This is a genomic window from Streptomyces sp. Act143 (assembly GCF_003143935.1).
Taxonomy (GTDB): Bacteria; Actinomycetota; Actinomycetes; order Streptomycetales; family Streptomycetaceae; genus Streptomyces.
In genome coordinates this window covers 6,749,896-6,770,003 of record NZ_QFRX01000001.1, presented here as the reverse complement: position 1 = coordinate 6,770,003, position 20,108 = coordinate 6,749,896, and the positions used below count along the sequence as shown (strand labels likewise).

Genomic DNA, 20,108 nt, shown 5'->3' with positions numbered 1-20,108 from the left:
CCCTGACCACCGCAGGGCCTCTGCGACCCCACACACACCGCCCCCAACTCCCCCACAGGGTGACGACAGTTCCCTCATAGGTCATCATCGGCTGGCCCGGCCGCGCCCTGTCCTGCGTCGTGCCGAGGGGAACGAGGGGGAAGGGGAACCCGCCCGATGACGCGCAACTGGGGCCGTGTGCCCGGCCGTCGGGCCGGCGCGACGCTGCTCGCTGCCACGGTCGCGACGACCGGCATCGTCTATGCCGGGTTCCGGCTGGACGATGCCAAAGACGAAGGCGACGGCCGCAGCAGGAACGACACGAACGTCACCGAGTCCGCGGCGCTCACCCGGGCCGCACGCACCGGCAAGTCCATCGAGGTGACCGCCGCCCGCACGGCCCGTTCCACCACCTGGGCCCGGCCAGACGGCCACCTGATGAAGCGGCTGTACGCGTCCCCGATCCGGGCCAAGGTGGACGGCGAGTGGAAGAAGATTGACCCGAGCCTGCGCCGCACCGAACAGGGCTGGGAGCCGAGGGCCACCAACACCCGAATGGTGTTCTCCGCCGGGTCCAGCAGCCGGAGCGAGGAGCGCGCGTCCCGCTCGACCGTGCAGCGCGTCTCCCTGGTGAAGACCGCCGCGGCGGCGGACTCCGGCACTCCCCTGGCGACCCTCTACGTCGGCGACGCCAACCAGCACGCGATCCAGCTGACCTGGCCAGGCACTGTCCCGACCCCCATCATCGACGGCAACCGCATCCTGTACCCCGAGATCTTCCCTGGCGGTGACCTGGTCCTGACCGCGGAGGACAACGGCTTCGGCCAGGTCCTCGTCGTCAAGAACAAGCAGGCAGCCGCCGATCCCCATGTCCAGCAGATGGTCTACGGCCTGCACTCGACCACTCTTACTTTCAAGATGGAGCCGCTCTCCGGCGTGGTCAGCGCCTTGAACGGCACCGGTGAAGAGGTTGCCGTATCCCCCACCCCGCTGATGTGGGACAGCAGCGGCGCGCCCGCCGTCACCGACGGGCAGGTGGGCGTCACCGCGCAGCCCACCGCGCCGGAGTCACCGGACCCGACGGACTCTCCGACCGAGACGCCGTCCGACTCCCCGAGCCCCTCCGAGGAGGAGGCTGCCGAGTCCGACGAGCAGAGCGACACCGATGTCGAGGTGTTGCCGTCGGCCGGCGATGACCCGGAACCGACCGCGTCGGAGTCCTTGCCGAGCCCACCGGCGAAGCCGACCCCCGAGCCGTCCCAGACCGGCTCCGCCGCGACCCTGAGCCTGCCCTCCCTGGGTGGACCGTCCCCGGACACCCGCGGTGACGTCGTGCAGGCGGAGCTGTCCACGGGTCAGTGGCTGCTCACGCCGGACCAGGACTTCCTCAACGACCCGGCCACGACGTACCCGGTCTTCATCGACCCCTCGGTCACGAAGGACACGCGGGACTGGACCACGGCCTACAACCGCTTCCCCAAGGCCACGTTCTACAACGGCAGGGACTTCAACAAGGGCGGCACGCACGAAGCCCGCGTCGGCTTCGAGTCCGACACGTGGGGCACTTCGCGGTCGTTCTTCAACATCTATTTCGACAAGGACCTCAAGGGCACCAAGATCACCAAAGCCAAGCTGGTGATGCTGGAGACGTACGCCTGGTCCTGCCAGGCCCGTTCGATGAGCGTGCACCTCACGAGCGAGATCGACTCCCACACGAACTGGAACAACGCTCCCGAACTGCACGACGGCAACAAGCTGGCCACCAAGAGCTTCGCGCACGGCTACAAGTCCAGCTGCGGCAACGACTGGGCGGCCTTCGACGTGAAAAAGGGCGCCCAGAAGAGAGCCGACTCGGGTGAGGCCATGATCACCTTCGGCTTGCGCGCCCGCGACGAGGACGCCCAGTACGCGTGGAAGAAGTTCCAGGCCAACGGCGAGTTCGCGCCGTATCTGGAACTCGAGTACAACCGCAAGCCGACGATCGTGTCCAACTCCCTCGACCTGGGCCCGGACGGCAAGTGCACCACGACCAAGCCGTACGTCCGCATGGGTTCCGGTGACCTGACCTTCACGGCCAAGACCACCGACAAGGACAAGAACCTCGACTACCTCGACTTCGATCTGTGGCAGACAGGGCAGTGGGAGGCCACCGGCGACCTGCTGAAGTCGACCGGCAAGGTCGACACGAACGGTGACAAGGGAACCGCCCTGCGGACAACTGGCGGCTTCTCCCCGAGCAAACTCAAGAGCGGGGCTACGTACTCCTGGCGCGTCAAGGCCGTGGACGACGCCGGCAGTTCCTCAGCCTGGCACCCGAAGACGCCCTGTCGCTTCGTCCTCGACACCACCGCACCCCGCCCGCCGAAGGTGTCCTCCACCGACTTCCCCAACGCTGACGGCGGCGAGAACGGCTTCGGCAACGACGGCGAGGACGCCACTTGGTCCACGAAGAAGTTCGGTACTCCCGGTTCGTTCACGGTGCGTGCCGTGAACAAGGACGTCGTGGCCTACGAGTACGGCTTCAACTCGGCCAGCTACACCGGCAGCCTCTCCCGCACCAACGGCACGGACACCAACGTCAGCGCCCTCATCAGCAACGCCAAGCCGCCCACCGCCGGGCCCAACGTGCTGTACGTCCGCGCCCGTGACAGTGCCGACAACGTCTCCGAGCCGACCAAGTACTTCTTCTACGTCACCCCACGCGACCAGGCCGACAAAGCCGGCGACTTCACCGGCGATGCGCTGCCCGACATGATGGTCGTCACGGAGGCCGGCGACCTGGCGCTCTACCCCTCCCAGGGCCTGGCGACCGACCTGACCAAGGGCACCGGCGATCTGGACTACTCGATGCCGGGCGCCTACCGCGCGAACCCCGCCAAGGACCCGAACGGCACCGACGACCTACCACCCTTTGTCGCGGCTCCCAACGGCCACTTCAAGGGTGCGTTGATCACGCACAACGGTGACATCTACGGCGGTGACGGCCTCCAGGACCTCGTCGTACGGCTTGGCAGCAGACTGTGGGTCTACCCGGGCGACGGTTACGGCGCCGTCAACATCGACCGGCGGCAGGAGATCCTGCTCCCCGCCGGTGCCCCGAGCCCTTCGGCCCTCACCCAGATCGTTGCGGCGGGCGACATCACCGGCGACGGCCGCACCGATTTCCTCGCCACGGCCGGTGACGAGCTGTGGGCCTTCACCGGATACCACGGGGCCACCATCGACCAGGCGACCCGCCTGTCCGCCACCGGCTGGACCAGCCGGGACCTGGTGACCGTCATGGACGTCAGCGGCGACGGTGTCGCCGACATGATCTACCGCACCGACGCATCGGGGCGCCTGCTGTTCCGCAAGGGCATCGCCGCCGCCGGCGGCGGGACCGATCTCGGCTCGCTGGCGTCCGCGGCGAATTCCTCGGGCGGCGCCGACACCGAGTACGGCGCCAGCGGCTGGTTCAGTGCTGACATTCCGCTGCTCATGGGCACGCCTGACGCCAACAGCGACGGCACTCCCGACATCTGGGCCGTACGACCCAATGGCTCCGTACGGTTCTACGTGGGCAGCAAGACCGCGGTGACGGGCTCCGGAACGGAGGTCGTCGGGGCCAACGACTACTGGCAGAAGCGCATCGGTATCGGCTGATGTCGACAGGCCTCGGCGCGGCTATCCTCTACCGGACCCCGCAGAGGAATGGGAGAGTCCATGTCCGCCGAGTCGAGGGCCGAGGGGCCGAACGCGACGCAGCACGATGAGCGGCGCTCGGTTGCCGGAAATGTCGCCTTCGGCGTGGGCGTCGTCCTCGTGCTCGCGGCGATGGCGCTCGGCGTGTACGCGGCCGTGGCCCTGCTCGGGGAGGCGGTGGATCGGGCGCCGTTGTCCGATGTCGTGCCGGAGGACGGGCGGATCGCCTTGGTCATCGGCGGGATCGCCGTCGGCGGCGTCACCGGACTGATGGTGCCGGTGATCGTCTTCGGGATGTTCAAGGGGGGCGAGGCCCGGGTCGGTCTCGGGGCCGCCCTGCGGAAGATTCTCGCCGTGCTCGTCTTCGATGTGTATCTGCTGGTCGTGGCCCTGCTGGTCAGCCAGCTCGGCTGGGTGCTGCCCAAGCAGCTCGTCAACATCCTCGGCGTCTTCGCCGTCGGCTTCAGCTGGATGCCTCTCGCCATGCTGCCGTGGGAGCGGCTCGGGCTCGGGGAGTCTCCGATCAGGCGGCGGTCACGTCAGGCGGAGTGACTCCGCCAGTTCGTCGGCCATCTTGGCCAGCGCCTCGCCCAGGCCCGGGGAGCTCCACAACAGGCGGCACTCCAGGGCCGTCCCCGGGAAACGGGTGGGCAGCACGTAGTGGGCCACGCCTTCCACGATCTCGCCGGACGAGGACTCCGGAGCCGTGGGCTCCATGCGCTGGACGCGGAGCGCCGGGCCCAGGGGGAGGTCCACCTCCTCCAGCAGCTGGGTTCCGAAGAAGGGACCCTCTGCCTCCCCCACCTCCGCGCGCAGGGACGCGACCGTCGCCGTCTCGGGCAGACCGCGGATCTCCCGGACCGTGTAGCTCGCCAGGACCGGGGCGTCCGGCGGGGTGAGCAGGGACGCGCACAGGGCGTTCTGGCGGCGGGCCGCTCCCCAGTACCAGAGGATGTCCGTGGCGAAGGCGTCGTACAGCTCCGGCCGTGAGTCCCCCGCCAGGTGCTCGTCGGCGATCTCGCGCGCCCAGGTTTCCGGGTCCTCGGTGCGCAGGTCCAGCACCAGCCAGTTGTGCGGGGCGGGCAGCTCCACGCGGCACTCGCTCCAGTCGGTCGCCATGCGGGTCACCGCCCCGCCAGCGATGCGTCCGGGCCCGTAACGTCGATCTCCTCGTCGCCGCCGAACAGGCCGATGAAGCTGTTGGTGTCGGAGCCCGCGCCGGTGCCGGTGGCGCCGAGGGCCCAGGAGTTGTAGGAGATGGCCTGTTTGAAGGCGTCGGGCGTGCCGATGAAGTTCAGGTCGGTCGGGTCGATGTTCTTCATGCGGCCGAGTTCGTCGACCATGCCGGGGCCGACGTACATGCTGGCCAGGCCGCGGGCGCCGGCGGTGTTGTAGGCGTTGCGGGCGGCGGTGAGGTTGTCGCCGACCTTGAACAGGTCCCGCCAGTTGCTGCGAATGGTGCCGAGGTCGTCGGCGAAGGAGCGGGGCAGGCCCTTGAAGGCGGCGGCGAGGGAGACGTCGGGCAGGGCGCCGGCGCCGTTCGCCCCGGCGCGCGGGCCGACCATCGCCTCGACGAGGCGGCGGCGGGCGGCGGAGTTCATGCCCCGGTTCCAGGCGCGGACGTAGTCGTCGGCGGCCTGCCAGACGCGGCTGCGCCCGACCGTGGCGGCGAGCTTGGAACCCGCGGAGAAGACCCGGCCGATACCGAAGGTGGCGAGGCCCAGGGCGTCCATGGCCACGTCGCCCCAGGAGCCGTCGCCGTTGATGGCCAGCAGGACGTGGCAGACCAGGGAGATCACGGTCATGACCAGCGCGATCGTGCCGAGCACACCCGCCAGCGCCTGGCCGATGACCGGGATCCAGCCGACGAGCAGCGCGAGGATGCCGCAGACCGCGGCGATCGCCCCCGTGATGTCGCTGATGATCTTCAGGGCGTCGCGCAGGTCGTCCAGCCACGAGTCGTTGAGGCCGTCGCCCTCGGTGGTGTCGTGGATCTTCTTGGCCGCCTTGTCGCCGGCGTCCTGGTGCCGCTTCTTGACGTCCGCGAGCTGACCGCGCAGGTCGTCGAGGCCGCCCTGGATGTCGGTGACCTTCTTGTCGAGCTTCTTCCGGTCGGCGTCCTCGGTGCCCTCGGGCGGGTTCTGCGCACCGGCCTTGGCCTTGGCCAGGTCGCCGGCCTTCGTCTCCGCGTCCCGCAGCAGCTTGTCGGCGTCCTCCTGGATGGTCTCCAGGTCGGTGTAGTACGTCTTCAGCGCGGACGCGGCGTCGGCGTAGCGGTCGTGCGCCTTGCTCACCGTCTTCGCGGTGTCGTTCGCCTTGTCGGCGAAGGCGCGGCCGGCGTCGGAGTCCCAGCTCTCCTGGTTGCCGAGGCGGCGCAGCGCGGCCGCGGTCTCGGTGATGGTCTTCGCGGTGGCCTCGAAGCGGCGGGAGAGGGCCTTGAGATCGGTGACGTCGCCGGGGACCGGGTCGCCGCTCTCGCCCAGCACCTCCCAGCGGTGGTCGGCGGGGCGCGTCATCTCTTCTTCCCCTCGCCGGTCACTTCTTCTTCCCCTTGCCGATGAGCGCGTTGTAGAGCGCGGTGTCGAGTTCCTTGTACGCCTTGCCGGACTCGTGGGCGACCTTCCCGAGGCCCTGGATCTCCTCGATCATCTTCTTGCGGTTGTCGTCCCAGCCGTCGGAGAAGTCCTGGAGCCGCTCGTGCAGTTGCTGGTGGCCGACGGTACGGCGGTCGTACTGGTCCATCAGCTTGTCGAGTCCTTCGAGTTCGGTGGCCACCGTCCGCAGACCGGTGCCGGCCGTCTCCAGGTCGTCCGTGGAGACCCTCAGTCTCTCGCCCATGCCTCGCCGTTCCCCGTCCTGTCGTCCTCCCGCTGCCAGCGCAGCGTCGCGGCCACCGCGTCGAACAGCTCCACCATGGCGTCGGCGATCGGCTCCAGCGGGGTGCTGAAGGTGAGCATCAGCACCTCGTCGCGGCCGGGGACCGGTACGAAGTACTCGACGACCGTGTCCTGGAACTCCGACCCCAGCTTCCGGGACTGCTTCGACTGCTCCCGCCGCACCAGCCGGGCCGCCCGCCCCGCGGCGGGCAGCTTCGTCAGCCCGACCTCGCCGGAGCCGGCGAGCGCGGCGACGGCGTCGAGCGCGTCGAACCGCTGGTGCAGGTGGGAGACGAGCAGCGAGGCGGACAGCGGGATGCCGCCGGCCTCCAGGAAGGACAGGTACAGCACGACGCCGCCCTGCTCGACCCCGGCCTCGGCGGTGCCGCGCAGTTGTTCCTCCGCCTTGCGGCGCAGCACGGGCTGGTCGTCCACGCCGGCGAACTGCCGTCTGATCAGCGCGGCGACGGACGCCTCGCGGCGGTCCTGCGGCTGGAGCGGCATGCGGTACCAGTCCACGGGCGTGACCAGCCCGAACACCGGTGCGCGCCCAGGCGCCGGTGCGCGTCCGGCGGGCGGGGCGGTGGCGGGTTCCTGGCTCAATGTCTTCGGTCTCTCGGTGGTGGTGCGCGGCAGCGCTACGGTAGCGGGGCCCCGGGAGCGGGCACCAGAGCGAGCGGTGGGGTGCCTGGGGCGTTCCGGGGCGCGGGAGAAAGTGGTGTGCCCGGCTTCCGTTTTGCGGACGGGAGCAACTCTCCCGAGCCGTGGCCCAGTTGAGAGAGGCGCGCGGACGGTCACGCCTTCACCGGAGCAACCGTACGGAGTCGTCGGGTCCGGATGATCGGGTCTTGCGGCCGTGATCACGGCTCCCCTAGGGTCTGCGGTGATCAAGCGGATCCGTCTTTCTCCGCCGCTGCGGTCGGCCTCGCCGCCGCTTTCCCCTACGGCCTTCCGACGGAACACGCCTCGTGCGTGATGCCCGCAGGCAGGACACGTTTCAGCGTTTCAGCTCTTTTCTCATCCGGCTCCCGTGGGCTCCCATTGCCTGCTGCGCGCCGGTATGACCTCTTTCCTCCTCTCCCACCCCCGCATGCTCAGCCATGCCCTGCTGACTTCGAGAGCGACATGAACAGACGGATCTGGGCTGCCGTCATCACGTCCGTGATGGCCGCCACCCTCAGCGCGATACCCGCCCACGCGACCGACTCCACGACGACCGCCACCACCACGACCGCGGCCGACGACCCGATCGACCCGCCCCTCTACGACCAGACCGCCGGCGGCGACACCGTCCGCGTGAACGTCGTCACCGAGACCCGCGCCGATCTCTCCGGTGCCGCGAGCGTCGGTGACACGCTGCAGTCCTTCGACACCCTGCCCCTCGTCACGCTGCGCGTCGACAAGTCGGGGCTGGACGACCTGGCCGCCCAGCCGGGCGTCGTCAGCGTCACCGAGGACGGGCTGTCCGCCCCCTCGCTGGACGAGAGCGTCCCCGTCATCGGCGCGGACACCGCGCACAAGGCAGGCAAGACCGGCGCGGGCAGCGACATCGCGATCATCGACACCGGTGTCGCCACCAACCACCCGTTCCTCAAGGACCGGATCGTCGCCGAGGCCTGCTTCTCGCCGATCGACGCCACCTACGGCGCCACCAGCCTGTGCGGCAACGGCCAGGCCACCCAGGAGGGCACCGGCGCCGCCAACGCCGCAAGCGGTCCCTGCGCCACCCTCGACGGCTGTGACCACGGCACCCATGTCGCCGGTATCGCCGCGGGTGACGGCACCGGGCTGAGCGGAGCCCCCGCCGCCGGTGTCGCGCCCGACGCCGGCATCGTCGCCATGCAGGTCTTCTCCAAGTTCGACTCCACCAAGTACTGCGGTGCCGCCGCCAGTACGCCCTGCATCCGCAGCTTCACCAGCGCCCAGATCGCCGCGCTGGAGAAGGTCTGGCAGCTCCAGCAGGGCGGTATGCCGATCATCGCCGCCAACCTCAGCCTGGGCTCGGCAAGTTACAGCACCGCCTGCGCCAAGGACGCCCGCGCCGCGGCCATCGACAAGCTCTACGCCGCCGGGGTCGCCACCGTCGTCGCGGCCGGCAACAACGGCAGCGCGACCGCCGTCACCGCCCCGGCCTGCGTGCCCAACGCGGTCTCCGTCGGCGCCACGACCGACGACGACTCGATCGCCTCGTTCTCCAACCACGGCCCGCTGCTCGACGTATTCGCCCCGGGCAACGGCATCATCTCCTCGGTCCCCGGCGGCGGTTACGACTCCATGAGCGGCACCTCCATGGCGACCCCGCACGTCGCCGGCGCCCTCGCCGTCCTGCGCCAGACCTACCCCACCGAGGGGCTGGCCAGCCTGATCTCACTGCTCGCCACCACCGGCAAGCCGGTCACCGACGAGGCGGGCGTGACCGTACCGCGCATCGACGTGGCCAAGGCGGTCGCCGCGGTCGAGCCGAAGCCCGAGGCGGACAAGAAGCCGCGCGCCTTCCAGGTCGACAACGACAAGGACATCGCCATCCCGGACGCGCCGACCGGCGGCACGGGCACCGCGGTGACCTCGCCGATCACCGTCGCCGGATACCCGGGCAACGCGCCGAAGAACCTCAAGGCGTACGTCAACATCACCCACGCCTACCGCGGTGACGTGCAGCTGGAGCTCGTCGCGCCGAACGGCACGACCCACCTGCTGAAGGCCGCGAGCACCTCCGACGGCGCCGACGACATCATCGCCACGTACACCGTGGACGCCTCCGCCTCGGTCGCCGACGGCGAGTGGAAGCTGCGGATGACCGACACCGACGACGGGGACGCCGGCACGCTGACCACCTGGTCGCTGATCTTCCCGACGCCGTTCGAGAACACCACCGCCCAGACCATCCCGGACTCCGGCACCCTCGGCTCCACCATCGCCGTCTCGGAGATCGACGGCAACGCCGCCGGGCCGCTCCAGGTCTACACGAACCTCACCCACAGCAGGATCGGTGACCTGAAGCTCGTCCTGACCAGCCCGGACGGCAAGTCGTACACCCTCAAGCCCTACGGCTCCGAGGCCGGCGGCACGCTCCAGACCACCTACGGCGTCGACGCCACCGACGCGGTCGCCAACGGCACCTGGACGCTGAAGGTCACCGACTCCGCCACCGGTTCCACCGGCACCCTGACCGGCTGGTCGCTCGGCTTCCCGTCGTACGAGAACCAGACCGTGAAGGCCGTCCCGGACAAGAACTACACGGAGATCTGGACCAAGGCCGACGGTCTGTCCGGGGTCGGCTCCGCCAAGCTCCAGGTGTACGTGGACGTCGAGCACGAGTACCTCGGCGACCTCAAGATCGACCTGATCGCGCCGGACGGCTCCCTGCACCTGCTCAAGGACAACGGCGAGGAGCCGGGCGGGAGGCTCCGGAAGGTCTACACGGTCGACGCCACCGACCTGCCGGTCAACGGCTGGTGGAAGCTCCGCGTCGACGACGTGGCCACCGGTGACACCGGCACGGTCAGGAACTTCGTCGTGAGGTTCTGACGCCTGCCCGGCCGGCCCGCGCCTGCGCCCCCGCACCTGTCCCGGTGCGGGGGCGCAGCCGCTTGCACGCCTTATCGTTTCTCGATAACATCGAAACTCGATACATCGAAAAACGATAAGCGAGGCGGGGGATCATGTCCGAGGACCGCAAGATGCTGGAGCCGATGGCGACGGTGGTGTCACTCGCGCTGCGGGTGCTGCTGGCGCTGGTGACGCTGGGGGTCGTCTTCAGAACCGTCCACGGGGGCTGGGGCAGGAACCTCGTCTGTATGACCGACGACTCGGTCACCGGCTCCGTCGACGCCGGCCGCTTCTACCCCGAGAAGGGGGTCGCGGTCGACGCGATCCCCCACTACTGCGCCGACCACCCCGGCGCATCCCTGCACCTCCTGGACGAGTTCAGCGCATTGCCCTCGGCGCTGCTGCTGATCGGCGGTCTCTTCCTGCTGCACCAGCTACTCAAGGGCGCAGCCCGGGACGGCATCCACACGGCCCGCACGGCCTCACGGCTCCGGCTGCTGGGCCGATGGGTGCTGCTCGGCAGCGTGGTCGCCGAACTTGTCGAGTCCAACCTCAAGGCGGCGCTGCTCGCGAAGCTCGCCGACAACCACGACTTCACGGCCACCTCATGGCTGGGCCAGTGGTCGACCCCCTACCTGCTCGTCCTCACCGGCCTCGGCCTCCTCACCTTCGCCCGTATCACCAGCGCCGGCGCCGCCATGCGCGAGGACCTCGAAGGGGTCGTCTGATGGCCGACGACGAGCACGAGGGTCATGACATCGAGGTGCATCTCGACAAGCTCCTCAGCGAGCGCGGGATGACCGTCACCGAACTCGCCCACCGCGTGGGCGTCACCAACGTCAACCTGTCCGTCCTCAAGAACGGACGCGCCAAGGCGATCCGCTTCACCACCCTCACCCGGATCTGCGAGGCCCTCCAGTGCCAGCCGGGCGACCTGCTCAGCTACCGGCCCAAGTCATAAGGGAGACAGAGATGTTCGGCGCCATGGACACCAGCATGAAGATAGTGATCGCCGTCGTCGCGGCCGTCCTCATCACCGGCGTGATCCTGCTCGGCCGGTGGCTCACGAAGAAGTAGCCCACGGAAAAGCTCAATTGAGGCTCAAATAAAAGGACTTGAGTTCCCCGTAACCTCAATTGATGCTCAGAGAAGGCTATTTGAGCTCCCCACCCCCCTATTCCTTGTGGAAGGATCAAACACAAGCGGGAACGCCGAAGGGGAAAGGCGGAACCGCTTGTAGGGGGGCGAATTTCCGCGCTTTCCCTGCTGCTTTTTTCAGTTCGTGTACTCATCCACGTAACGGAGGCAGTAGATATGCGTAAGTCGGCGAAGATGAACCGCCAGAGACTCGTCGGGATGGCCGTCGCCACGGCGGCGGCGATCACGATGGCGGCCCTGCCGGGCTCCGCGTTCGCCGAGGACACCACCGGCACCACCCCCGAGGCCTACGAGGCCTACCTGGTGGAGCAGGTGGAACTCGGCGACACGGACGCCCAGGAGACCCTGGACCAGTACTCGGCGCTGTCCGACGGCGACAAGGCACAGTTCGTCGACCTGCTGAACGACCCGCAGCGCGGCCAGGAGCTGGGCGACTTCATCTCCGACGTCTCCGACATCGAGTCGATCGACGAGGAGAACTACACCACCGAGCTGAGGAAGGAAGCCGCGGGCGGCGATGTCGTCCTGGAGGCGACCCTCGGTGTCGAGGAGACCGAGACGCCGCCGACCACCGACGAGGAGCTCTCCGACCCGAGCGCCCGGTACTACGACCGCAGCGCCTGGTACTCCGTCTCCGACACCATCTTCGGCGTGAAGGTGACGACCGTGAAGATCGGCGTCAACTACCGCACGACCTCGTCCCGCGTCGTGAAGGTCTACGGCGGCTGGGCCTCGCACCGCAACTTCGTACCGTTCTCCGAGTTCTCCAACAGCCCGGTCAGCACGTGGATCTCCTCCGACCCGGCGAACAACGCCACCGCCCAGACCATCTGGCAGGGCAAGTGGGCCGGGTTCTCCTGGGACGCCCGTGAGCGCATCTGGGCCGACCAGAGCGGCTTCAAGGGCGGCTACCTCAAGTAAGCGCCCCGTCCCCCGTACCGGCAGAGCCGGTCGTGTCGAGCATCTCGCTCGGCGCGGCCGGCTCTGCCGGTTTTCCGCGCGCAAAAGTGTTTGCCGCCGGCCGGTCCGGCCCGATAGGAAGCCTGCATGCTCAGAGGCAACAGGGTCGGGCTCCGGGCCCGGCACGAGGACGACATCCCGGTTCTTCAGGCCGAGCTCTACGACGACGTGGTCAACACCTCGCGGGCGGACGGCAGACCGTGGCGGCCGATCCCGCCCGGCATCCCCGGCGGGAAGTTCGTGGTGGACCCCACCGACCAGGACAACCTCCCGTTCTCCGTGGTGGACCTGGAGAGCGGCGAGTTGGTCGGCGCCGCCACGCTGTGGGGCATCGACACCCACCACCGGTGCGCGCACGTCGGCCTCGGCCTGCTGCCGTCCGCCCGCGGCAAGGGCTACGGCACCGACGTGGTCGCCGTGCTGTGCCACTACGGGTTCGTCGTGCGCGGCCTGCAACGGCTGCAGATCGAGACGCTGACGGACAACACCGCGATGCTGCGCTCCGCCGAGCGCAACGGCTTCGTCCGCGAGGGTGTGCTGCGCTCCTCGGCCTGGGTGCTGGGCGAGTTCATGGACGAGGTGGTGCTCGGGCTGCTCGCCGAGGAATGGAAGCGCGGCGGGCAGGAGTAGCGCGCGGCCACGCAGAAAGACGCCCGGCCGGGATGATCCCGGCCGGGCGTTTCCGTCAGGAAAGGCGCGTCAGAAGGTCAGCGCCCAGTCGTCGAGCGTTCCCGTGCCGCCCGTCGACTTGTCGGCGACCTGAAGCTTCCACGTGCCCTCGATCGGCGAGGCGCTCGCGTCGACCGTGTAGACCTTGTCGAGCGTGCCGCCCGGGTCGGTGCCGTTGGTGGCCTTCACGGCGTAGACCAGGCCGTTGGGGGCGATCAGGTCGATCTTGACCTCGCCGAGCCAGTCGTGGGTGAGGCGGAGGGAGACCTTCAGGGTCTTCGGCGCGTTGCCGGAGACGCCGGTGACGGTGATCGGCGCCTGGAGGGTGCCCGCGTCGGGGACGGCGTACGTGGACTGGCTCTCGATCGACGGGAACGTCAGGGACCAGCCGTCCAGGGTTCCCGTGCCGCCGGAGGACTTGTCGGCGACCAGGAGCTTCCAGGTGCCGTTCGCCGCGGTGGCGCTCGCGTCGACGGTGTATGTCCTGCTGAGCGTGCCACCCGGGTCGGTGCCGTTGGTCGCCTTCAGCGCGTACGTCTGACCGTCCGGGGCGACCAGGTCGATCTTCACCTCGCCGAGCCACTGGTGGGTGACGTTCACGGAGGCCTGGAGCGCGCCGGAGGCGTTGCCGGTGACGCCGTCCACCGTGATCTCGGAGGTGAGGGTGGCCGCGTCCGGGATGGCGGCGGGGGCCGTCCTCGCGAACGGGGTCGGGAACGTCAGCGCCCAGTCGTCGACGGTGCCCGTGCCGCCCGCCGACTTGTCGGCGACCTGGAGCTTCCAGGTGCCGCTCGCCGGGGAGACGCTCGCGTCGACGGTGTACGTCCTGCTGAGCGTGCCACCCGGGTCGGTGCCGTTGGTCGCCTTCAGCGCGTACGTCTGACCGTCCGGGGCGACCAGGTCGATCTTCACCTCGCCGAGCCAGTCGTGGGTGACGTCGACGGAGACCTGGAGGGTCTTGGGCGCGTTGCCGGTGACGCCGGAGACCGTGATCGGGGACTGGACGGTGCCCAGGTCCGGGATGGCGTACGGGGCGTCGTTGAGGATCTTCGTACGGCGGGTGGTGTCGGCGGGCTCCGGGTCCGGCGCGGGCGTCGCGGCGCCGACCGCCTTGCCGACGTCGATGCGGGGTACGGTCACGCCCGCCTCGTCGGTGACCGGGGTGCCGGTGGACTTCAGCAGCGCCTCCCGCTCCGCGAGGGTCTTGTCGGGGTGGGCCTGCCGCAGCACGGCGAAGGCGCCGGCGACGTGCGGGGCCGCCATGGAGGTGCCGCTCTTGGAGTCGTAGCCGCTCAGGACGGAGGAGACGATGCCGTTGCCGGGGGCGAGGACGTCGAGGAGCGGGCCGTGGTTGGAGAAGGAGGCGATCTCGTCGTCGTCCGTGGTGGCGCCGACGGAGACGGCGCCGGGGACGCAGGCGGGGGCGGTGACGGCGGTCGCGCTGCCGTTGTTGCCGGCCGCGACGACGGTGGCGACCCCGGCCTCGTAGAGGCTGTCGATGACGGTCTTGCGGGCGTCCTTGGTGCAGGCGGTGCTGTAACTCGCCGAGCCCAGGCTGAGGTTGGCGGCGACGATGGGCATACCGGCCTGCTTGAGCGCCAGCACCTTCTCCAGGCCCGCTATCTGGGCGCTGGTGAAGCTGCGGATGCAGGGGGTGGTGGTGCCGCAGTACTTGGTGGAGTCGAGGCGGGAGAAGACCTGGACGGCGACGATGTCGGCGCCCGGGGCTACACCGCGGGCGGGGGCCCCGCTCAGGCCGGTGCCGTCACCCGCGGCGATGCCCGCCACGTGGGTGCCGTGGTCGCACTCGGCGATGTCCGCGCACACGCTCGCGGAGTTGGCGGCGCCGGTGCCCTCCTGGGTGGCCGCGCCGTTCCCGCACAGGCTGGTGGCGCCGTAGTTGGCGTCGACCGGCGAGAAGCATGCCTCGGCGGTGACCCGGCCCTTGAGGAACGGGTGGTTGGTGGCGACGCCGGTGTCCAGGACCGCGATCGCGCTGCCCTTGCCGGTCTTTCCGGCCGCGACGGCCTTGTCGCCGCCGATGAGCGGGACGCTCTCGTCCAGCGACGGCGCGACCAGTTCGTCCTCGGTGACGCTGACGACTCCCGGCTGGGCGGCCAGGTCGTCCAGGCCGCTCTTGTCCACTTCGAGCGTGACCAGCGGCAGGGTCTTGTAGGACAGCAGCGTCTCACCGGCGCTCGCCGCGCCGGAAAGGTCGTCGCGGTTCTCGGTGACGACATTGACGCGTACGGTGCCGCCGTCGGCGGTCTCGTCGTAGAGCGGCGGGTCGATCGGATCGCTTTCCGTCACCGTGGTCGATATCTCGGTGGCGTGTGCGGGAATTGCACCGAGGCTCACGGTCGCCAGCACAATGGCGACCGTCGTCCATATCTGTCTCTTCATGTCACTCTCGAACCGAGCAGGCATGACTCAGCATGCGGCCGAATAGAAAAGGCGAATTACCGTGCAGCACCCCGGCATTGGGCCAGGACACGGTTCCGCCTTTCCCCTTCGGCGGTGCCGCGCAGCCATGATCCTTCCACGGGCTCACGGCCGCGAGCGAGAGCTGCTCAGGTCTTCTGAGCTTCAATTGAGGCTGATCCGCATTCTTGAGCTTCAATTGAGGGTTTATTTGAGCCTCGATTGAGGGACCGTCATCAGGCGCGGTGCGCGCGTGACTTGGAGCGGGTCCGCTTCCCCTGCGAGCCGTCCGGCCACAGCTGCGGCTTGCGCTTGGCGGCGAGGTCCTCCGCCCAGCCGAACCAGACGATGCAGCTGCCGATGAGGATCCAGGCGAAGACCAGCACCGGCCACGGGCTCTCCAGCAGCCAGGAGAAGTGCTGCCACATCAGGTCGATGCCCCACAGCCGGTCCCAGATCGTCATCGCGACGACGATGCAGGTGTTGTGCCACAGATAGATCGTCACGGCACGGGAGTTGAGGAGCGTGATCGGCCGGTCGAAGCGCCGCAGCCGCTTCGGCCACTCGGACCAGGAGGGGCTGACGTGCAGCAGGATCATGACCGTGCCGAGGGACCACAGGGCCTGCGCGAAGGGCATGCTGTCGAGGTCGTTGCCCTGGGAGAAGTCGTGCTTCGTCGCGTACCACAGGCCCAGCAGGGCGATCGCGGGGGCGACGGACGGGACGACGTAGCGCGGCAGTTTCTTCAGGACGCCTTCCTGGTGGGCCATGCCGAGGATCCAGCAGGCGCCGAAGGTGCTGAAGTCGGTGAGAGCGGAGGGGATGCGCTCGCCGGGCAGGGTGATGTAGCCGAACTCGAAGGCGGCGGACAGTGCGATCGGCGCGAGGACCGTGGCGACCGGCAGGGCGCGCAGCGCCTTCAGCAGGAACGGCGACAGCATGACGTACCAGAGGTAGGCGCGGATGTACCAGAGCGGTCCGGCGAGGTCCACGGCCCAGTTGTCGGCCAGGTAGCCGTGGATGCCGGGCAGGCCCTCGGCGTACGGCGGGTCGCTCAACGGCAGGACCCAGAAGGTGAGATGGAGCCACCACCAGCCCGGGTGGCCGTCCTCCGACGGGCTCCAGCCCTGGACGACCATGCCGGTGACACCCACGACGCCCAGCACCCACAGCGGCGGCAGCAGCCGGCGGACGCGGCTCTTGATGACCTGGACGGCCGGGCGCTTGAGCGAGCGTGCCATCAGGTTGCCGGCCAGGGCGAACATCACGCCCATGGAGGGGAACACCAGGGGCAGCCACGCCCAGCCCGTCAGGTGGTAGAGGACCACGCGGAACAGGGCGAGGGCCCGCAGCAGGTCGAAGTAGCGGTCACGGACCGGGCCCTTCGGCTTCGTCCGCTGTTCGGGCAGCGGCGTCTGCGGGGCTGTCTGCGGGGCCGGTGCGGCCGCACCCGGCGGCACGAAGGGTGCGGTCACGTTCATGTCTTTCTGCGGCGAGGTCTGCGGCGAGGTCTGCGGCGAAGGGGGAAGGTACGGCGTGCTCATCAGACGGCCCTCCCGCCCACGGCCTGCTGCCGTCCCGCGGGCGCGGTCGGCGGGGCGGAGACGCCGCCCTTGCGGCGCAGCTTCTGCCAGCGCAGCCGACCGCCGGTGAGCGCCGTGATCCAGGACTGGAGCAGCACGACGTACATCAGCTGGCGGTAGAGGATCTGCTGGAGCGGCAGCGAGATCAGCGGGGTCAGGCGTTCCCGGTCGAGGATGAACGCGTAGGCGGCGCACACCAGTTGGATGGCGAGGACGCCGAACCAGGCGAGGATCGTCTTGTCGGTGGGCCCGAAGACCAGGCCGTAGACGAGGAACACGTCGATCAGCGGCGCCAGCAGCGGCGCGAGGACCATGAAGAGGGAGACGAGCGGCAGCCCGACGCGGCCGAAGCGCCCCGAGGGGCCGCGTTCCACCAGCGCCTTGCGGTGCTTCCAGATCGCCTGCATGGTGCCGTACGACCACCGGTAGCGCTGGGACCACAGCTGCTGCACGGATTCCGGTGCCTCGGTCCAGGCGCGGGCCTTCTCGGCGTAGACGACCCGCCAGCCGTCCCGGTGCATCGCCATGGTGATGTCGGTGTCCTCGGCGAGGGTGTCGTCGCTCATGCCGCCGACCCGTTCCAGGGCGGAGCGGCGGAACGCGCCGACGGCGCCGGGAATGGTGGGCATGCACTGGAGGACGTCGTACATCCGGCGGTCGAGGTTGAAGCCCATCACGTACTCGATGTGCTGCCAGGCGCCGATGAGGGTGTCCTTGTTGCCGACCTTGGCGTTGCCGGCGACCGCGCCGACGCGCGGGTCGGCGAAGGGCTGGACGAGTTCGCGGACGGTGGCCGGTTCGAAGACGGTGTCGCCGTCCATCATCACGATCAGGTCGTGACGGGCGTTGGCGAGGCCGCGGTTGAGGGCGGCGGGCTTGCCCGCGTTGAGCTGCCGGATGACGCGTACGCCGGGCAGGGCGAGCCCTTCCACCAGCCGGGCCGTGCCGTCGCTGGAGCCGTCGTCGATGACGATGATTTCGATGGGGTGCTCGCTGCGCATCAGGGAACGCACGGTGTTCTCGATGCACTTGGCCTCGTTGTACGCGGGCACCAGCACCGACACCGGTTCGGTGACCGGCAGCGGGCCCCAGCGGAAGTCGCGGCGGCGGGTGCGGCGGGCGTGGAGGCCGGACAGCAGCAGCATCAGCCCGAAGCGGGCGAAGACGAGGAAACCGATGACCGCCAGGCAGACGACGAGGACGGCGGTGATGTTGTCGGAGGCGTCGACGAGGAAGATCCAGGCCCTGCCCTTCCACAGTTCCAGACCGGTGACCGGGGTGTGCGCGCTCGGGGCGTGCAGGGCCTCGGTGAGGTTCTGGAACTTGTAGCCCTTCGCCTTGAGCTGCGGGAGGAGCTGCTCCAGCGCCTGGACCGTCTGGTGACGGTCGCCGCCGGAGTCGTGCATGAGGACGATCCCGCCGTGCCCGGGCTTGGGCGTGGAGTTGCGGATGATCTCCTCGACACCCGGCTTGCGCCAGTCCTCGCTGTCGGTGTCGTTGACGATCGTGATGTAGCCGCGGCTGCCGATGTACTCGGTGACCGGCCAGGAGTTGTTGTCCATGTTCGCGGCCTTGGAGGAGTACGGCGGCCGGAACAGCGAGCTGCGGATGCCCACCGAGCCCGCGAGGGCGAGCTGGTTCTGGGACAGCTCCCAGTCGATGCGCTTCTTCGACTGGTAGGACAGATCGGGGTGGTTGAAGGTGTGCAGCCCGATCTCGTGGCCCTCGTCGACCATGCGCTGGACCAGGTCCGGGTAGCGGGAGGCCATGGTGCCGGTGATGAAGAAGACCGCGTGCGCGTGGTTCTTCTTCAGGGTGTCGAGGACCTTCGGGGTCCAGGTGGGGTCCGGACCGTCGTCGAAGGTGAGCACGACGCTGTCGTCCGGCACGGTCATGCTGGTGCTCCGGCCGCTGCGGGTGTCGATGACCGGGCCGCCCTTGAGGATGTCCTGCGGCACCTTGTCGTTGGCCGTGGCGGGCGCCACCCGGTAGTCGGCGAGGATCTCGCTGTGGACGTAGCCGCGCAGCATCAGCATCGCCATCATCGCGACGAGGACGAGCAGGGGCAGCAGCAGGCGCAGGGGCAGACGGCGACGGGAGCCGTCACGGGCTCCGGTCGCGGGCCCGGGACGGCTTGAGCGGGATGCCATCAGAGGGTGTTCTCCGGGGACGGTGCGGTGGCGAGGCCGGGCGCGGTGTCCACGCCGTCGGCGAGGCTGCCCGTACCGGTGCCGGCACTGTCACCGGGAGGGGGGTCGGACGGGCCGGGTGAGCTGGTCGTCGGCGGGACCGACGGGTCGGGGGAGCTGGTGGTGGGCGTGGCGGTGGGCTTGGGGTCCGTGGAGGGGTTGGCCACCGGATTGCCGCTGGTCCTGGTCGCCGTCGGCTTCGGGTCGGCGGACGCGCCGGGGGTGGTGGCGGTGGCGGAGGCGCCGGGAGCGGTGGCGGTGACGCCCGGGGACGGTGTCGTGCCGTCACCGGGGGCCGGCGAGGCGCCGGGCGTGCCGCCGGTGGCGTCGGTGGGCGCGGCGGGGTCGGCGGGCAGCGGGGTGGTCTCCACCTGCCCGGCCTCCTTGCCCTCCTGTCCCGGCACGGGGAGCCAGGGCGCGTTGGAGTTGCCGGACAGCATGGTGGCGACGATGACTACGGCGTAGATCGCGCAGGCGATGCCGACGAAGATGCCGATGCGGCGGAATCTGCGGCTGCGGCGGCCCGACTCGTCGACGAACACCGGCCCGTCGGAGCCATCGGCGGCGCCCCGGCCGGCGTCGGCCTGGCCGACGAGACGGTGGTCGGCCCGCAGGGAGACGGCGTCCAGCTGGACGGTCACCTCGTGCGGGTCGTGGGTGTTGCCGCCGGGGGCGCCGGTGGTGCCCTGCGGGTCCCACGGGTCGCGGAAGGCGGGGGTGCCGGTGGCGGCGGCACCGGGGAGGCCGGCGGCCTCGGCGGTGGAGCCGGGCACGGACGGCGACGGGATCTTCGGCAGTGCCTCGGTCTCGTCCGCCGGCGCGAGGACCTCGGTTCCTCTCGTCTCCGGGAACGCCTGAGTGCGCCCTCTCCGCGCAGGCAAGTCCCGCGTCCCGGATGCCACATCGGGCCACTCCGGTTGGGTGTCTTCCCGCCAATTGTTCTCGCGCACGCAATCCCCCCACGGGACAGTTCTGGGTGCGCATCCGACTCCGGGCACCCGTCGACCGAACCAGGCCCCCACCCGGTCCGAGCGCCCCCTTTA

The 20,108-nt window shown here is 69.6% G+C and carries 15 protein-coding genes; 7 read left to right on the top strand and 8 right to left on the bottom strand.

Annotated elements, in window-relative coordinates:
• Nucleotides 1–156 precede the first annotated feature (156 nt).
• Together DI272_RS30960 and DI272_RS30955 are read left to right on the top strand one after the other, a co-directional pair.
• On the top strand, nt 157–3,621 hold the full coding sequence (locus DI272_RS30960) for a DNRLRE domain-containing protein (protein ID WP_109498482.1): 3,465 nt from the start codon (nt 157–159) through the stop codon (nt 3,619–3,621).
• A 60-nt stretch (nt 3,622–3,681) separates the two neighbouring features.
• Complete coding sequence (locus DI272_RS30955) at nt 3,682–4,212, top strand: hypothetical protein (protein ID WP_109498481.1); 531 nt, start codon at nt 3,682–3,684, stop codon at nt 4,210–4,212.
• On the opposite strand, the gene DI272_RS46050 is transcribed toward DI272_RS30955, so the two are convergent.
• The 4 genes from DI272_RS46050 to DI272_RS30935 are packed head-to-tail and all read right to left on the bottom strand — an operon-like array spanning nt 4,195 to nt 7,139.
• Complete coding sequence (locus DI272_RS46050) at nt 4,195–4,779, bottom strand: hypothetical protein (RefSeq protein WP_109498480.1); 585 nt, start codon at nt 4,777–4,779, stop codon at nt 4,195–4,197. The two genes, DI272_RS30955 and DI272_RS46050, sit on opposite strands and share 18 nt — an antisense overlap.
• 5 nt (nt 4,780–4,784) lie before the next feature.
• A complete protein-coding gene (locus tag DI272_RS30945; protein WP_109498479.1) occupies nt 4,785–6,176 on the bottom strand; it encodes a hypothetical protein in 1,392 nt (463 codons plus the stop codon).
• Nucleotides 6,177–6,195: 19 nt separating this feature from the next.
• The gene (locus tag DI272_RS30940; protein ID WP_109498478.1) at nt 6,196–6,498 is read right to left on the bottom strand and encodes a hypothetical protein; all 303 of its coding nucleotides are present in this window, start codon (nt 6,496–6,498) and stop codon (nt 6,196–6,198) included.
• Nucleotides 6,483–7,139: a hypothetical protein gene (locus tag DI272_RS30935; RefSeq protein ID WP_146238407.1), complete on the bottom strand. Its 657-nt coding sequence runs from the start codon at nt 7,137–7,139 to the stop codon at nt 6,483–6,485. Before DI272_RS30935 ends, DI272_RS30940 begins: the two co-directional genes overlap by 16 nt.
• A gap of 522 nt (nt 7,140–7,661) precedes the next feature.
• On the opposite strand from DI272_RS30935, the gene DI272_RS46045 reads away from it, so the two are divergent.
• From DI272_RS46045 to DI272_RS30910, 5 genes are all read left to right on the top strand, one after another.
• Nucleotides 7,662–10,064: a proprotein convertase P-domain-containing protein gene (locus DI272_RS46045; RefSeq protein WP_109498476.1), complete on the top strand. Its 2,403-nt coding sequence runs from the start codon at nt 7,662–7,664 to the stop codon at nt 10,062–10,064.
• A gap of 134 nt (nt 10,065–10,198) precedes the next feature.
• Nucleotides 10,199–10,813 (top strand): hypothetical protein, encoded by a 615-nt coding sequence (locus DI272_RS30925; protein WP_109498475.1) that lies wholly within the window; start codon nt 10,199–10,201, stop codon nt 10,811–10,813.
• Nucleotides 10,813–11,046, top strand: coding sequence for a helix-turn-helix transcriptional regulator (locus DI272_RS30920; protein ID WP_109498474.1), 234 nt, complete (start codon nt 10,813–10,815; stop codon nt 11,044–11,046). Before DI272_RS30925 ends, DI272_RS30920 begins: the two co-directional genes overlap by 1 nt.
• Before the next feature lie 371 nt (nt 11,047–11,417).
• Nucleotides 11,418–12,164 (top strand): hypothetical protein, encoded by a 747-nt coding sequence (locus DI272_RS30915; RefSeq protein ID WP_146238406.1) that lies wholly within the window; start codon nt 11,418–11,420, stop codon nt 12,162–12,164.
• Between the two features lie 126 nt (nt 12,165–12,290).
• Complete coding sequence (locus tag DI272_RS30910) at nt 12,291–12,833, top strand: GNAT family N-acetyltransferase (protein WP_109498472.1); 543 nt, start codon at nt 12,291–12,293, stop codon at nt 12,831–12,833.
• A gap of 69 nt (nt 12,834–12,902) precedes the next feature.
• Here the strand turns inward: DI272_RS30910 and DI272_RS30905 are convergent, their stop codons facing one another.
• From DI272_RS30905 to DI272_RS30890, 4 genes are all read right to left on the bottom strand, one after another.
• Complete coding sequence (locus DI272_RS30905; protein WP_109498471.1) at nt 12,903–15,275, bottom strand: proprotein convertase P-domain-containing protein; 2,373 nt, start codon at nt 15,273–15,275, stop codon at nt 12,903–12,905.
• A 254-nt stretch (nt 15,276–15,529) separates the two neighbouring features.
• Nucleotides 15,530–16,774 carry an acyltransferase gene (locus DI272_RS30900; RefSeq protein WP_109501139.1) on the bottom strand — a complete coding sequence of 415 codons (1,245 nt, stop codon included), beginning with the start codon at nt 16,772–16,774 and terminating at the stop codon, nt 15,530–15,532.
• A gap of 62 nt (nt 16,775–16,836) precedes the next feature.
• Entirely contained in the window at nt 16,837–19,026 is a 2,190-nt protein-coding gene (locus DI272_RS30895; protein WP_109498470.1) for a glycosyltransferase, read from the bottom strand.
• Nucleotides 19,026–19,946, bottom strand: coding sequence for a hypothetical protein (locus DI272_RS30890; RefSeq protein ID WP_258314733.1), 921 nt, complete (start codon nt 19,944–19,946; stop codon nt 19,026–19,028). The genes DI272_RS30895 and DI272_RS30890 overlap by 1 nt, the downstream gene beginning before the upstream one ends.
• Between the last annotated feature and the right edge of the window lie 162 nt (nt 19,947–20,108).

What these genes read in the sequence shown, in the direction of transcription:
- DI272_RS30960 (WP_109498482.1), top strand. Translation starts at nt 157, where the DNA reads ATGACGCGCAACTGGGGCCGTGTGCCCGGCCGTCGGGCCGGCGCGACG.
- DI272_RS30955 (WP_109498481.1), top strand. Translation starts at nt 3,682, where the DNA reads ATGTCCGCCGAGTCGAGGGCCGAGGGGCCGAACGCGACGCAGCACGAT.
- DI272_RS46050 (WP_109498480.1), bottom strand. Translation starts at nt 4,779, where the DNA reads ATGGCGACCGACTGGAGCGAGTGCCGCGTGGAGCTGCCCGCCCCGCAC.
- DI272_RS30945 (WP_109498479.1), bottom strand. Translation starts at nt 6,176, where the DNA reads ATGACGCGCCCCGCCGACCACCGCTGGGAGGTGCTGGGCGAGAGCGGC.
- DI272_RS30940 (WP_109498478.1), bottom strand. Translation starts at nt 6,498, where the DNA reads ATGGGCGAGAGACTGAGGGTCTCCACGGACGACCTGGAGACGGCCGGC.
- DI272_RS46045 (WP_109498476.1), top strand. Translation starts at nt 7,662, where the DNA reads ATGAACAGACGGATCTGGGCTGCCGTCATCACGTCCGTGATGGCCGCC.
- DI272_RS30925 (WP_109498475.1), top strand. Translation starts at nt 10,199, where the DNA reads ATGTCCGAGGACCGCAAGATGCTGGAGCCGATGGCGACGGTGGTGTCA.
- DI272_RS30920 (WP_109498474.1), top strand. Translation starts at nt 10,813, where the DNA reads ATGGCCGACGACGAGCACGAGGGTCATGACATCGAGGTGCATCTCGAC.
- DI272_RS30915 (WP_146238406.1), top strand. Translation starts at nt 11,418, where the DNA reads ATGAACCGCCAGAGACTCGTCGGGATGGCCGTCGCCACGGCGGCGGCG.
- DI272_RS30910 (WP_109498472.1), top strand. Translation starts at nt 12,291, where the DNA reads ATGCTCAGAGGCAACAGGGTCGGGCTCCGGGCCCGGCACGAGGACGAC.
- DI272_RS30905 (WP_109498471.1), bottom strand. Translation starts at nt 15,275, where the DNA reads ATGAAGAGACAGATATGGACGACGGTCGCCATTGTGCTGGCGACCGTG.
- DI272_RS30900 (WP_109501139.1), bottom strand. Translation starts at nt 16,774, where the DNA reads ATGAACGTGACCGCACCCTTCGTGCCGCCGGGTGCGGCCGCACCGGCC.
- DI272_RS30895 (WP_109498470.1), bottom strand. Translation starts at nt 19,026, where the DNA reads ATGGCATCCCGCTCAAGCCGTCCCGGGCCCGCGACCGGAGCCCGTGAC.